This is a genomic window from Priestia sp. P5_B4 (assembly GCF_056400385.1).
The window spans coordinates 1-12,427 of record NZ_JBFULJ010000071.1 but is presented as its reverse complement, the minus strand read 5'-3'; the positions used below and the strand labels follow the sequence as shown (position 1 = coordinate 12,427).

The window sequence follows — 12,427 nt, the reverse complement described above, 5'->3', positions numbered from 1 at the left end:
ATTCTAAGCTTGTGATCTTTCGTAATGTAGAAGCTTTGATTCTCAGCAATCTCTTTAAAAGGATCCATATCTTCTTCAGTCAGCCAGTAGATTTTGCCTTCTTCATGTTTCATTTGATCTTTCATTTGCTGTTTAATATTTTTTACTTGAAATATCTTGAATGAATGCATAGGCAATAAAAAGTACAAATATTAATATCCCCACTATAAACAAAGTTACCCCTCCATAAACATTTCGATCTTTACAAGTATAATACTATAAAAGACACTAATAATGTTATTTTTTAACTTTTAAAAAGTTCTTTTTACCCCCCCCTATTCAAGTCAAGTAATCTTCTAACTAATATGCATAAATAACTTATTAGATAGTTAATGTAGGCACTTATTTTTAAGACAAATATAAAGGAATTAAAAAAGACTCTAGCCGTTGAAGGAACAGTAGTTTTCTATTTTAGACTGTATACGATATTGATTTCTAGTTAACATAATAATGATTATGTTTATCTTAACTTTCCACTATATCGTTAAGTAATATTAAACATACTTTATTAAAAATAGTTTAATCGTTTATATACTTTGTAGAAAAACCAATTATTTGTCGTCACCTAGAGTAAAAAGTGAAACTTTAATAATAAATAAAATAAGTTAGTATTTACCTAACGAACAATAACACGAAGATGAAGTTATTTTACACGAATATAATAAATGACAACATTTGTTTTTAAAGGTATATGTATATGAATCTACAAATCTGGCCAGACTAACAACGTATTCCCAATATTCCCCTAAACTTGAAAATCCTTTGCCCATGAGGCAAAGGATTCTTTTTTATTCATGATTAATTTTTAAGGTGCAAAGTCTCGTAGAGCTATAGAAACATATATACCAAATGAAATAATGCATATAGAAACAAAATGAAACACTAAGAAGACAAATTTTTGTTTACCTTTAATAAAGAAAGAATAAATAAAACCCATTATAGTAATTAAACTTAGAATAGGTACAGCAATCTGTATTAGTGTACTAACAGTTCTTGCTGTAAAAGTTCGTGACAGAGGAACCCCGATTATTACTACGTACAAAATTATTGAAGTGACTAAAGAAGCTATTGATACCTTTAAAGCATTTTTAAAAAAGTTCGCCATATAATTTCCTCCTATTTTTAGTACAGTACATATAATATACACTAAAAAAGGAAACAATTACCTTTTTCCTTGGAGTATAATTTATTTCTAGTCACCATAATGGATTTTATCGGCAGTAGTGTGCTAAAACAAATAAAAATTTTATTTTTACGAAATTAATTGTATAACAAGAGTTTATTAGAATAAAATGGTATTAAACTATGTTTACGTAAGTTATAAAATCTAGTTACGAAAGGAGAAAACAAAAAATGTGATATTCACTATATCAGTTCTAAATCCAATTGAATATTGAGATTAAAGGAGAGAACATGATATGGTCAATAAATCATCTTTTCGTTTTCTTTGGATGGGTCAATCACTTGCAAATTGCGGGGATGTCTTCTATATCGTTGGACTAATCACAACGATATATGAGGCTACCGGTTCAGCAACCTATATGGCACTTGTGCCATTTTTTATTACGACGTCTCGGTTTATAAGTGGAGTAATAGCTCCTTTAATTATTGATCGTACTCGATTAAAACTTATGCTAACTTACTCTCAATTAGGAAAAACAGTGATAATTCTTTTACTTGCATGTTTTTCAAGCATCTTTCTTTCTTCTGATACCATTTTTCTAATTTTTTTATTTGTTATTGTCATTTCTTTTTTAGACGGATGGGCAAATCCTGCAAGTAATGCCTTGCTCCCAAAACTTGTGGAGCCGAACGATCTAGTGAAGGCTAATAGTTTTCTAGCCATTCTTGATCAAACCATTCGCCTAGGTGGTTGGCCAGTTGGTGGAATACTTGTTGCAGTTGTAGGTGGTGATAATGTTATTTGGCTAACTTTCTTGTTATTTGTCGCTTCTACTATTATGATGGCGTTAATCAAGGATAACGATGAAGATGTGATGATGGATAAAAAGCCAAAAAAAATATCAAAATGGGATACTTTAAAAGAAGGATGGGTAACCATTTGGCAGACTCCCCCTTTACGTACCATTAGTATCGTTGATTTTATCGAATCAATTGCAAATGTCGTATGGGTTGCTGCTATTATTTATGTTTACGTTGACCAAGTGTTGCAAACTAGCGAACAATGGTGGGGGTATATAAACGCCAGTTTCTTCGCTGGGTTAATGATAGGTGGAATTTTGAGCTTGAAATGGTCGCATTTAGTGAATCAACATTTAGTTATGTTTATTGTGGTTGGAGCTTTTCTAGTTAGTTTGACAACTTTAATATTTGGTTTAATTTCTACTCCATGGATGGCACTAGTAATAGCAATGTTATTTGGAATGGCTAATCAAATTAAAGCTGTTGCCCAACAGACTACAACACAGACAAGCGTTGCCCATAGGCTTCTCCCTAAAGTATACTCAGCAAAAGATGCTATAATTTCTGCAACTTTTGGAGTTTCCTCGTTATCGTTAGGGTACTTGACTGACTTATTTGGTGTGAGATTTACATTTCTATTAGCTGCAACACTTCTTTTCTTGTCAGCAATTTTTGTGGTAGTGAATCGGAAGGATTTAAAGTTAAATAAATAATATACAAAATAAAGCCCATGTAATTTAATGAATTACATGGGCTTTATACCTTTGATAACCTATATCTAATTAAGATTTATAATTGCTATTTGGTTTGCTAAGTATATATATCTTACAAAGTCAGTTACCATAATGGATCTTATCGGCAACCATCTATAAAAAAGAACAAATCAAAATGTTAATTGCTCCTACTTAGACAATAGTTAGGAATAAAGGGTACACACTTTCCTCTGCCAAGCACCTCTTTGTACCATTTTTCATAATTTTTTCAAATGAAATCAGATTTTTCTGAAATTAAATGTTCTAAATATGCACTTATAGTGCAAAATTACACTATAAGGAGGAGATAATATTGAATTCCTATTCTTTACCTGATTGGTTCTGGATAATTTTTTATTTAACTATTCTACTAACGATAGGATTAAACATTGTCTTTGTAATAAAAAGAAAATACTCGATAATTTCATTGGTTAATATTCCTCTTATCTTTATATTATATATTACTTTTTTTATAAAAAGTTTTAGTGGAGATGAGAGCTTAAACGAATACCAATATTTATTAAAAAGTATTGAAGACGGAGCAGTATGGGCTATCTTCGTTGCCTTAGGACACTTGTATTTCATCATCTGGTGGTTCATTATATTAAAGAAAAAATTTATCAAGTAAACTCTCTAATTATGGATACTTCATACAATTCTAGTTACCATAAAACGGATTATCGGCACTAAAATAAGTAATGCACTATTTTTGAATGCATTACTTATTTCTTGTAGATCACTTCGTAACCAACATATATAACGAACAGAGCTATGAAGGTAATTCCTATTTCTGTAAATGATCCGCAGGTTATCCCTTCAACACATATTTGACCATTATTGAAAGAGACTCCCATATCTAACCACTCCTATACATACCAATGTTAAAACATATGTTTATCTATTTCGTTTTAGCTATCATAATGTACTTATAAGGAGTCTTGTGTTATAGATTACTAGTAAAAAGGAGTAGAAAAATGGCTATTGATTTTTGTATAGCAAACAATAGCAAAGAAGCAGCACGCTCAGAGAATTATGTAAGTTTAACTGATGAAATGCAGGATTCTCTAAAGAAAATTCCTCATAAAGCATTTATGGAACTCATCCTAGACCTTGATCCATACGGTGATAAAGTGTATTCGCCCAAAGAAATAAGGGAGCTAATTAAAATATGTAGTTTAATAAAAAGTTCAATTAAAGAAAAGAGAATTATATTATTTTCAACTGAATTACAAGAAATATGTAATTCAGCTTTACAGCAAAATAAATTAATATTTGCTGTTGGAGACTGAAACTTTCTTCGGAAAGTGTGTATATCATATACAGAGTTAGTTACCATAATAGATGTTATGGGTAGCTCTAATTTTATGGATGATCTCTTATATCCGAATATAAACCTATCATGTAATCAGCAGTATCTTCTGCTGATTCTTCATCAAACTCTTCATCATCAATCCATTGATAATAATGTCCTAATTCATGGGCCATTGAGTTTAGAACAGAAGCCAATGCCTCATCTTTACCTAACTCATCTAATAATTCCATGTAATCACCTGTAGCAATCCTTATATAAGGTTCTTCCTCTTTATCGTAAGGAGCAAAGAAGGTGGCAGACACCAACTCCTTAGTAAATCTATTCTTTATCTGATAATCCTTTTTTAAATAAATGACCACTCGTATCGGGAATTCAAACTCTTTACGTAACCACTTTGCGAATTCCAAGCATGCTCTTCTGACTTCAGAATTGACTCCCTTTTCACTTCTGACCCTTAAACCGGTTCTACAGACMATTCTTATACCATTCCAATCTATTAAGCTATATGTAAAATACTATGTGTATTATATAAAAAGCTGGTTTACAGAAGGTGCATTCTAAGCATATTTTCTCCTTTAATTTTTTAGTCTTTGTCCGTAATAAATTCTATAGTCTTAATTAGAATCCTCTGAGACTGACCTATAGGATATACAAGGTTAGTTACCATAATTCATGTTATCGCACAGATAAAAAAGCCTTACTCCATCTTGGAGTAAAGCCCCCTATTCAACAAAAATTTATCCTTAAATCCACTCTTTTCCATGTTCACGAATGAATTTAATATCATTTTGATAATGTTCAAGATGACCTTCATCTAACATCTTTTGAAAAGCCCTGTCACCTTCGCTAGCTTTTCTTGTAATTGTTTTACATAACCCTTCTAATCGTAGCACTACCATTTCTAAATAATCTTCTTCAAATTCCTTACCATAAGCCTCAAAAAATAATCTAACTCTTTGTTTTACGAGGTTAGCGTTTTGTAGGGAATGATAATAAACTTTTTCACCCGTTTCAGAAAGATAAAATCTACTTAAGGGGACACAAGTGTAAAGTGTATAAGCTATGTCCCACAGTCTCGGACCAGGTGCGGCCACATCAAAATCAATAATTCCTACTGGAATTTTACGATTAAAAATAACGTTATATATGGCAAAATCATTATGACAGATTACTTCAAATGGTTTTGGAGTGTTATCTATTGCTTTCCAATCTTCTTTAATTGGAAAATCACTCACAGAATCATGATAAAGGCGGAGCATTTTTCCTATTTCTATTAAGGTATCGTCAGACCACATGTATTCTTTTAAAGGATAATTACCAGTTTCTCCATCAATAAATGAGAGTACCTCTCTTCCTTTCTCATCAATACCTAAGAATTTTGGTGCATAACTATAACCTTTGCTTTCCAAATGTTTTAATAAATCATGAATTTTGTGGCTCTCTGGCTTTAATTCTCGTCGGACGGTATCTCCCGAACGATAAACGTTAGAGACATTCCCTCCCGTTAACATCTCTTCATTTTCATGGTCTGACATCCATATATCCCCCTAATATGACCCTCTATTGTTCAACTATTGCTCCTTTATTTTTCAATTCCATGTATAATAAAGTCTGCTTTTTTATCTGGTTTATGTTGCTCAACATAAATATCTTCAGAAATCATCCAATTATTTTCCCATATGTCCCTAGAAGCATCTCCATCCCTTTGAATCCCTCTAGCTAGCCTTATTTCTCTTGGACAATCAACCCAAACAGTAAAGTCATATTTATTTTTTAATTCTCTACGAGTTGAATATACGCCTTCAATGATAACAATTCCGCCGATAGGCACTACATGCCATTCTGCTAAATCATCCTTTTCCCAATCATATCGCTGATATCGTCCTTCTATTTCTTGACTAATTGGGTCTAGCACATCATTTAATAAACGTTCCCAATCAAAGTCTGCACCAATAGGCTTTTGGGTTGGATGAGTATTTATGATTTGGTTAGAAGGAAGATAAAAATCATCCATATGAACAATGGTCACATTAGCAAGCTTTTCTTTTAACTTTTCAGCTAATGTACTTTTTCCGGAACCACCACAGCCATCAATTCCTAATAAAAGTGTAGATTGTTTTTTAGAAATTTTATATATAGAATCTACTAATTGTTGAAAAGGGTTAGAGTTCCCTTTCTTTGAAGAAAGATTCATTTTAATCACCGCCCTATACTGATTACAATGATGTAATTCTGCTCATTTATAAGAAAACTCTATGGTTTTTAATCTGTATATCATATTCCACTTTAGTTAACATAAGTTGCTTTATAGAAAATAAATTATTTTACCGGTGCGATAACATTAGTAATTAACAAAATAAAAAAAATAAGCCCTACAAAGAGAAAAAGTAAGGAAGCCTTAAAGGCTGGACCCTTTCTAAAACGGAATTCCTCCCTCTGTTGGACAATTCCCGTTCTAGCACTATTTTGAGCATCAATAAACCTTGATATAGTGCTACCATTACTGGTGAACCAAGCCAAACAAACTGAACAAAATAAACCTATAAAAAACATAAGTTCAATGAAACGAATTGATAATTTCCAAGATACTAAAAGCGTAAGGATACTTTCGATTATCAAAGTTAAAATGACAATAACAACAGTCTTTTTCATTTAAAGCTCCTTTCCTTGTGTAGCAAGAGTAATATCCTTATTTTAACAAAATATGTATCTAGATGGTTATTATTTTAATGTACATCGTATACAAATCTGGTTCATATTATCGGAAATTTTAATTATAAAGACAAAGCCCTTGCTTATTAGCAAAGGCTTTGTTCTATTTGGCTAATTCCTTGACAAGATTAATAAATTCTATTGCATGATATTGATTTTGTTTTATTATCTTTATTTTTTGAGGATCTAAAAGGATCCTTTTTACTTGTTTGTCCTTCCAAATTGTAGTGTTATAAGATGGAACCTTATACAACTCTCTAAACCACTCCTCCGTTGTTAACTCTTCAATAGCCAATTTTAACTTAGAATAAGAAGTAGGCTTCATTAAAATGCCGTAAGATAGTAAATCTTTAAATTCATCCATCTTGTCACCTTCCATATATTTAGACTTTATTAAATAATGAAATTTTTAATCACCATGTATATTAATCTATAAATATGGTCAAACTAATAACGTATTCCCCCTATTCCAATAAATTTGAAAATCCTTTGCTTTCGTAGCAAAGGGTTATTTTTTTGCTTCAAAAAGGTTTTTTGCCCTTGCTATCTAAAACTACAAATAAATAGATTAAATTTTACTAAAAACTGTAACTTTTGCTCTCGTTCATGCGAATATAGGGTGCATGGAAAAAGGAGGGAACTTGGTGAATCATTACTCGGATGAGGAGCAGCGTATTGCTCAAATTTATGATCGTTACTATTTAGACGTATATCGCTTTATTATGTGCTTTACAGGCCATAAGAGTGAAGCAGAGGACCTAACTCAAGAAACGTTTATTCAAGTATTAAAGTCTCTTCCTACCTACAATTCGTCTTATCCACTTAAATCTTGGGTCTTATCTATCGCTAAGCATGTCACAATTGATCAACATCGTCGAAGAAAGTTCTATCATTTATTTAAGGATTCTTACTTTCAGCAACTAATATCTTCAGAAAGATCTCCTTCTCAATGGATGGAAATAAAAACAGAAAGACAAATGGTGGAGAAAGCTTTACTTAAAGTGAAGCCTACCTATCGGGCAGTCTTTATTCTTCGTGCCATAAATGAACTATCCATTAAAGAGACAGCCGAAGTTTTAAGTTACTCAGAATCAAAGGTAAAAGTGACGTATCTTAGGGCCATAAAAAAACTACAAACGCTATTACACATCGAGTGGGAGGAATGGAAGCATGAGAGCACGAACTGAGCAAGAATGGATTCGTTTATTAAAAGACGGTGACGAATTGAAACCAGATCAAGAATATATTCATCAAACAAGAAAAAAACTCCTTTATGAAGCAAGAAAGCTTCGTTCAAAGCGAGAGAAGAAGAAAGTATGGAGAATGATTTGGCCTAGTATGATGGCAGTTGCTATTGCTGTTATTTTAGTCATAACCACTCTAAATCAAGTCAATCCTCCTGTACAGCGCTCTGCCAGTCATAATAGCTTGGGGACAGCGAGTAAAATTTCAACGACAAATAAGGAAACTAAAGTATTTATTTATCAAACCCATAGCCAAGAGTCGTTTGAAACACAAGAAGTTGCAGGATATAACCCAAAAAAGAATGTTCGAACAGTAGGTAAGAAATTAGGCACCTATTTAAATAAAGAATCTGTACCCGCAGCAGTCAACACGACGGATTATGTGAAGCAGTTGTTAAAGAAGAAGATGGAATACAAGGAGATATATGAACTTTCTCGACACTCTGTAAAAGAAGCCATCAAAACATACCCAAATGTACAATTGTTATTAGACATTCACCGAGATGGTGAAATAAAGAACAGGCAGTCTACTACAACCAAAGTAGATGGCAAAAATGTTGCAACAGTCTTGTTTATTATCTATAAAAACCAGCCCCATACAAGTGAGAACACAAAACTGGCTATCGAGTTAGATAAAGCATTAAATGAACTTTATCCTGGCGTATCTAGAGGAGTTGTTCAAAAAGATAAAGGAATAGCTAGCGTGCCCTCCTATAATCAGGATCTACATGAGGGATCAATTATGGTGAACATTGGAGGAGTAGAAAATACATTAAAGGAAGAAACACGTACAGCAAAAATGCTAGCAAAGGCTATTAAAGTCGTGCTAGAGAAATAAGCCGATTAACTTTTAATTGAATGGCTCTGTTAAATAATATTGTTGTTTTTTCGTAAAGATAAAGGGACTTACAATTCAAAGTCCCTATTGTCCTAAATTAAATCGTGCTTTACTGAATGCAACGCACGTAAAGCATTTACTACATGCGAACCCCAGTGGGCTTGAAAATGAAACTTCCAATGCCAAATTGCTTCGTTAGGCGTATCTTGCTCGAATAATATAATACCTTCTTTAAGGTCTTTATAAATGTCTAAAATATCATCCGATAGGCTTCCGCACCCTGGTTCATCTAATTTATAGGGGTCAAATACTTCCCAGTAATATTCATATTTATCGAAATCGACCTTTGGTAAAGGAATTTCAAATTGTGGTGCTTCTGCATTATCAGGTTCAACTTCAGGAAGTCTTAGTACCTTTAAGTACAAATCTAAAAGTGCAGCAAGAAGTTCTTCCGAATTTTTTTCATCAAGACAATTTAATGAATCAATCAAAGTGCAATAATGATTAGTTGAGGAAAGAAAACTCCTTACATCTTCATTTATCATATTTGAATCCTCCGATATTAAAGACTTAGTAACTAAATTTTGTTAATCGCAATTTATTATAAGTCGCATTGGTGCTTAACAAGCAACTATCAATAACCATTTTGCTTACTGTTGTAGAATCATTTCTGAATCTGATTATACTTAGGAAATGAAACCAGCTCAAATAATGGTCGAGTTATTTGGTTGCCACACCATTAAAACGGTCCATTCGGCTTTTCAGACGGCTATGATAGTTATTAACATTTTGGATATGGTAAAGCCCTTTGACCCGTTCCATTCCATCCGATTAGAAGGGATAGTGTTCTAACCCTTTTTCGTTTGGTATGGACAATTATACCATTTTATCATAATTATTCTTGAAAAAATGGTATGCAATAATGGTGATTAGTTAACATAAAACAGATTACCGGAAACGAATTAATTTTCTCTTAAATCAAAACCAATATTTGTTCATTTCACTTAAGAACTCTTTAGTAATAGGAAATCCAGAGCTTTGACCTATTATAGAGTCGGTCTCACAGTAGGGGCAAAGAGCCGTGCTCCCACTACTATCTATCCATTCTTTAATTTCAGATGGATGAAATATTCCTAAACAATAAAAACAGCCACATAAATTATCTTCTTTTAAACTTTCCTTGTTATCACTACAGAAACGATGGGCAGCTTTCACGCTATTTTGCATATTGTTCTCCTGACCCTTCTAACTCAATTATTTTTGATTTTCCTTTAAAATAGTCTTTTCTACCTCATACAAATGTAGTCGCCGTTATCGGTAGTAAATAAAAATAGAGTGTTTATTTACTTAAAATGTTAATATAAATTTATAAAATTACCAGGAGATTAATTTTTATGATTAAAAAAATTATATCAACATTTGTTGCAACCTTATGTGGTAGCTTAATGTTTGAAGTAAGGTCCTTCGATCCTCAATATGAACAAATAACCTTTAATAGTGTTATAGGGAGTTTAGTATTTGGAATGATATATATCTTACCAATTGTTGTAGTATTTGGAATTCCTTCCTCAATCATGATTGATACTATAATACGAAACCTAAAAACTAAGTATAGAAATGTGATTGAAATATCACTGTACATTGTTTTTGGAGCAATAGGTACAGCAATCATTTTATTAATACTTGCTTTAGGTGATGGCATAAGTATCTTTCTAGAATTTGGCTCGTTCTTTATTCTTGCCTTAAGTTGCTCTGTACCGTTTGGATTGAGTTCAATTCTATTAAGCTATAGGCTTAATAAGAGTCCCTCTAAGTGAAAAACATAAATATAATATAAAGGGTTAGTTACCATAATACAGCTTATCGGCGCTCTTATTATGATTTTGATAGAATTCGATCCACCTACAATGCTATAATGATATTATTACAAATATGGAAAATATATGAATTAGTAGGTGGTAATGATGGATAATAAAAGAAAATACTTCAAATACAATGAACAAGATATTCTTAAGATACTGTCTGAGTACCTTCATACAAACGCCAATTCTGAAACTATAAGCTCACAAGCAATATTACTTGGTGAGACTGCGAAAGATTTAAGATTAGTTGCAGTTGTAGGTGCTGGTGAAGATGAGGAGCTTTTTGAAACAGATTTAGAGGAAATCGATAAGAAAATAGATTTTAATGGTTCACATTAAAAATACATTCTAGTTAACGTAATGTGAATTCTAAGTAACGCTTTAATCTAATCAATTACATTCATAAGAACTTCACAGTCACAAAAACCACCTTGATTTTGTAATGCTCTTACTATCTTGGCTTTTTTACTATGTAAAGTGCTTATATCTAACCACTCTCTGGTATAAACAAGTGTATGATCACAACCATACACTTCTAATTTTTCTTGTAAGTATATCTCTAATGATTGCAACTGCTCTGATGTCATATCTAGCTCTTGCCATTTCCTCGTATACTCTTTTAATAGAGCTAATCTTTTTAATAACTTCTTATCTTTCTTATCAAGAGATACAGCGTTCTGAAGTGCCGTCAAAGCTGCGTTATAATTTAATAGATATTCCTCAGCTTGAGATAACAATTGCCAAGCTAAAGCATCATTTGAATACTGTTTAACATATTCTTTGAGTCCTTTTCTTGCTTCCAAAAGATGGGGAATTGCTTTTTTTGAAGGAGCTCTTCTTTGATAAGAACCTTGCATTGCTAATTTTTGTCCTTTTATTAGTTCATTTTTTAATTCTAATAAACTATCCATTCAAATGGCTCCTTTTAAACAGTATTAAGAAATTAAAAATCTTTTATTTGATTTTCTCATATACTTCAATACTCTTCCATTGTTTTATGTATGCTCTATACAACATTAGTTAACATAATCACTATTATAAGAACCAAAGAAAACAGACTTAAGCCTGTTTTCTTTTTTATATTTAAATCTCATTTAGAATATCTATTTTCAAATAAATATTCTGCAACTCAAGTATCTCTTAGTAAAGATCAATCTTTATTCATCTTCCACATCAAGTAAATAGCCAATGAATTCTTCATATAATGCAATATCATCCTGTAGTGATTCTTTCGTCTCTCCATCTATCAAATCAAGAGATAGCCTGTCTGCAAGGTCATCTCCACCATCGACCATCACCAATATAGAATGAATAACTCCCTCGATAATTTCATTTTGTATTTTTTGAAAGGCAAGTAATTCTTCTACTGAGGAGAGTTTTTCAGATAGAAACTGATACTCTTCTTCACAATTAGAGGCTATTGAATCAGCATTAGGGCTTAAATTTTCAACAGCAGTGTTCACCCAATAGCTTTTAATATTCTTTAAATTCTCAAAAAGTAATTTTTGTTTATCATTAAGCATTGTTAATTCTCCTTGTTCTAATTATTCCTAAAAATAATTATATCTGTTCTTCAACCCAACTTCCTCGTAAACGAATAATAAATAGTGAATTAAGCAAACTACTCAAGATGCCGTAAGGCATTCTTTCTTTGCCGAAATATGGATAGCAGAAAAACCTACTCTTTTGACTGGGAAGAGATAGGTTTTTCTGTTTTTTAAGCTGTATACGATATACAAAGGTAG

General features: G+C 32.0%; 15 protein-coding genes and 2 pseudogenes. 6 read left to right on the top strand and 11 right to left on the bottom strand.

What is annotated here, in order from left to right; translation table 11 throughout:
* A pseudogene (locus AC1DRF_RS09570) lies at nucleotides 1-143 on the bottom strand (RsiV family protein); the annotation flags it as partial.
* Nucleotides 144-1,457: 1,314 nt separating this feature from the next.
* Between AC1DRF_RS09570 and AC1DRF_RS09565 the strand changes: the two are divergent.
* Both AC1DRF_RS09565 and AC1DRF_RS09560 read left to right on the top strand, forming a co-directional pair.
* A complete protein-coding gene (locus tag AC1DRF_RS09565) occupies nucleotides 1,458-2,675 on the top strand; it encodes an MFS transporter (protein WP_477740652.1) in 1,218 nt (405 codons plus the stop codon).
* Nucleotides 2,676-3,688: 1,013 nt separating this feature from the next.
* Nucleotides 3,689-4,003, top strand: coding sequence for a hypothetical protein (locus AC1DRF_RS09560; RefSeq protein WP_477740651.1), 315 nt, complete (start codon nucleotides 3,689-3,691; stop codon nucleotides 4,001-4,003).
* A gap of 73 nt (nucleotides 4,004-4,076) precedes the next feature.
* On the opposite strand, the gene AC1DRF_RS09555 is transcribed toward AC1DRF_RS09560, so the two are convergent.
* The 5 genes from AC1DRF_RS09555 to AC1DRF_RS09535 form a co-directional block, all read right to left on the bottom strand.
* Nucleotides 4,077-4,433: a hypothetical protein gene (locus tag AC1DRF_RS09555; RefSeq protein ID WP_477740650.1), complete on the bottom strand. Its 357-nt coding sequence runs from the start codon at nucleotides 4,431-4,433 to the stop codon at nucleotides 4,077-4,079.
* A gap of 336 nt (nucleotides 4,434-4,769) precedes the next feature.
* Complete coding sequence (locus AC1DRF_RS09550) at nucleotides 4,770-5,561, bottom strand: phosphotransferase (RefSeq protein ID WP_477740649.1); 792 nt, start codon at nucleotides 5,559-5,561, stop codon at nucleotides 4,770-4,772.
* Nucleotides 5,562-5,608: 47 nt separating this feature from the next.
* Nucleotides 5,609-6,220, bottom strand: coding sequence for a uridine kinase family protein (locus tag AC1DRF_RS09545; RefSeq protein WP_477740653.1), 612 nt, complete (start codon nucleotides 6,218-6,220; stop codon nucleotides 5,609-5,611).
* 125 nt (nucleotides 6,221-6,345) lie between these two features.
* Complete coding sequence (locus tag AC1DRF_RS09540) at nucleotides 6,346-6,678, bottom strand: hypothetical protein (protein WP_477740648.1); 333 nt, start codon at nucleotides 6,676-6,678, stop codon at nucleotides 6,346-6,348.
* Nucleotides 6,679-6,841: 163 nt separating this feature from the next.
* Complete coding sequence (locus AC1DRF_RS09535; protein ID WP_477740647.1) at nucleotides 6,842-7,102, bottom strand: hypothetical protein; 261 nt, start codon at nucleotides 7,100-7,102, stop codon at nucleotides 6,842-6,844.
* Nucleotides 7,103-7,382: 280 nt separating this feature from the next.
* Here AC1DRF_RS09535 and AC1DRF_RS09530 point away from each other — a divergent pair, with 280 nt between their 5' ends.
* Both AC1DRF_RS09530 and spoIIP read left to right on the top strand, forming a co-directional pair.
* A complete protein-coding gene (locus tag AC1DRF_RS09530; protein ID WP_477740646.1) occupies nucleotides 7,383-7,925 on the top strand; it encodes an RNA polymerase sigma factor in 543 nt (180 codons plus the stop codon).
* Nucleotides 7,909-8,820, top strand: coding sequence for a stage II sporulation protein P (gene spoIIP, locus AC1DRF_RS09525; RefSeq protein ID WP_477740645.1), 912 nt, complete (start codon nucleotides 7,909-7,911; stop codon nucleotides 8,818-8,820). Before AC1DRF_RS09530 ends, spoIIP begins: the two co-directional genes overlap by 17 nt.
* A gap of 92 nt (nucleotides 8,821-8,912) precedes the next feature.
* Here the strand turns inward: spoIIP and AC1DRF_RS09520 are convergent, their stop codons facing one another.
* From AC1DRF_RS09520 to AC1DRF_RS09510, 3 genes and pseudogenes are all read right to left on the bottom strand, one after another.
* Entirely contained in the window at nucleotides 8,913-9,365 is a 453-nt protein-coding gene (locus tag AC1DRF_RS09520) for a DUF5063 domain-containing protein (protein ID WP_477740644.1), read from the bottom strand.
* Between the two features lie 25 nt (nucleotides 9,366-9,390).
* A pseudogene (locus AC1DRF_RS09515) lies at nucleotides 9,391-9,678 on the bottom strand (IS1595 family transposase); the annotation flags it as partial.
* 120 nt (nucleotides 9,679-9,798) lie between these two features.
* Nucleotides 9,799-10,047, bottom strand: coding sequence for a hypothetical protein (locus AC1DRF_RS09510; RefSeq protein ID WP_025751459.1), 249 nt, complete (start codon nucleotides 10,045-10,047; stop codon nucleotides 9,799-9,801).
* A 167-nt stretch (nucleotides 10,048-10,214) separates the two neighbouring features.
* Between AC1DRF_RS09510 and AC1DRF_RS09505 the strand changes: the two genes are divergently transcribed.
* Both AC1DRF_RS09505 and AC1DRF_RS09500 read left to right on the top strand, forming a co-directional pair.
* Entirely contained in the window at nucleotides 10,215-10,637 is a 423-nt protein-coding gene (locus AC1DRF_RS09505) for a hypothetical protein (RefSeq protein WP_477740643.1), read from the top strand.
* A gap of 147 nt (nucleotides 10,638-10,784) precedes the next feature.
* On the top strand, nucleotides 10,785-11,021 hold the full coding sequence (locus tag AC1DRF_RS09500; protein WP_477740642.1) for a hypothetical protein: 237 nt from the start codon (nucleotides 10,785-10,787) through the stop codon (nucleotides 11,019-11,021).
* 47 nt (nucleotides 11,022-11,068) lie between these two features.
* Here AC1DRF_RS09500 and AC1DRF_RS09495 read toward each other — a convergent pair whose 3' ends face one another.
* Both AC1DRF_RS09495 and AC1DRF_RS09490 read right to left on the bottom strand, forming a co-directional pair.
* Nucleotides 11,069-11,593, bottom strand: a complete 525-nt coding sequence (locus AC1DRF_RS09495; protein ID WP_477740641.1) for a DUF2695 domain-containing protein — start codon at nucleotides 11,591-11,593, stop codon at nucleotides 11,069-11,071.
* Between the two features lie 246 nt (nucleotides 11,594-11,839).
* Nucleotides 11,840-12,205, bottom strand: a complete 366-nt coding sequence (locus AC1DRF_RS09490; RefSeq protein WP_477740640.1) for a histidine kinase — start codon at nucleotides 12,203-12,205, stop codon at nucleotides 11,840-11,842.
* Nucleotides 12,206-12,427: the final 222 nt, after the last annotated feature.

What these genes read in the sequence shown, in the direction of transcription:
- AC1DRF_RS09565 (WP_477740652.1), top strand. Translation starts at nt 1,458, where the DNA reads ATGGTCAATAAATCATCTTTTCGTTTTCTTTGGATGGGTCAATCACTT.
- AC1DRF_RS09560 (WP_477740651.1), top strand. Translation starts at nt 3,689, where the DNA reads ATGGCTATTGATTTTTGTATAGCAAACAATAGCAAAGAAGCAGCACGC.
- AC1DRF_RS09550 (WP_477740649.1), bottom strand. Translation starts at nt 5,561, where the DNA reads ATGTCAGACCATGAAAATGAAGAGATGTTAACGGGAGGGAATGTCTCT.
- AC1DRF_RS09545 (WP_477740653.1), bottom strand. Translation starts at nt 6,220, where the DNA reads ATGAATCTTTCTTCAAAGAAAGGGAACTCTAACCCTTTTCAACAATTA.
- AC1DRF_RS09540 (WP_477740648.1), bottom strand. Translation starts at nt 6,678, where the DNA reads ATGAAAAAGACTGTTGTTATTGTCATTTTAACTTTGATAATCGAAAGT.
- AC1DRF_RS09535 (WP_477740647.1), bottom strand. Translation starts at nt 7,102, where the DNA reads ATGGATGAATTTAAAGATTTACTATCTTACGGCATTTTAATGAAGCCT.
- spoIIP (WP_477740645.1), top strand. Translation starts at nt 7,909, where the DNA reads ATGAGAGCACGAACTGAGCAAGAATGGATTCGTTTATTAAAAGACGGT.
- AC1DRF_RS09520 (WP_477740644.1), bottom strand. Translation starts at nt 9,365, where the DNA reads ATGATAAATGAAGATGTAAGGAGTTTTCTTTCCTCAACTAATCATTAT.
- AC1DRF_RS09510 (WP_025751459.1), bottom strand. Translation starts at nt 10,047, where the DNA reads ATGCAAAATAGCGTGAAAGCTGCCCATCGTTTCTGTAGTGATAACAAG.
- AC1DRF_RS09505 (WP_477740643.1), top strand. Translation starts at nt 10,215, where the DNA reads ATGATTAAAAAAATTATATCAACATTTGTTGCAACCTTATGTGGTAGC.
- AC1DRF_RS09500 (WP_477740642.1), top strand. Translation starts at nt 10,785, where the DNA reads ATGGATAATAAAAGAAAATACTTCAAATACAATGAACAAGATATTCTT.
- AC1DRF_RS09495 (WP_477740641.1), bottom strand. Translation starts at nt 11,593, where the DNA reads ATGGATAGTTTATTAGAATTAAAAAATGAACTAATAAAAGGACAAAAA.
- AC1DRF_RS09490 (WP_477740640.1), bottom strand. Translation starts at nt 12,205, where the DNA reads ATGCTTAATGATAAACAAAAATTACTTTTTGAGAATTTAAAGAATATT.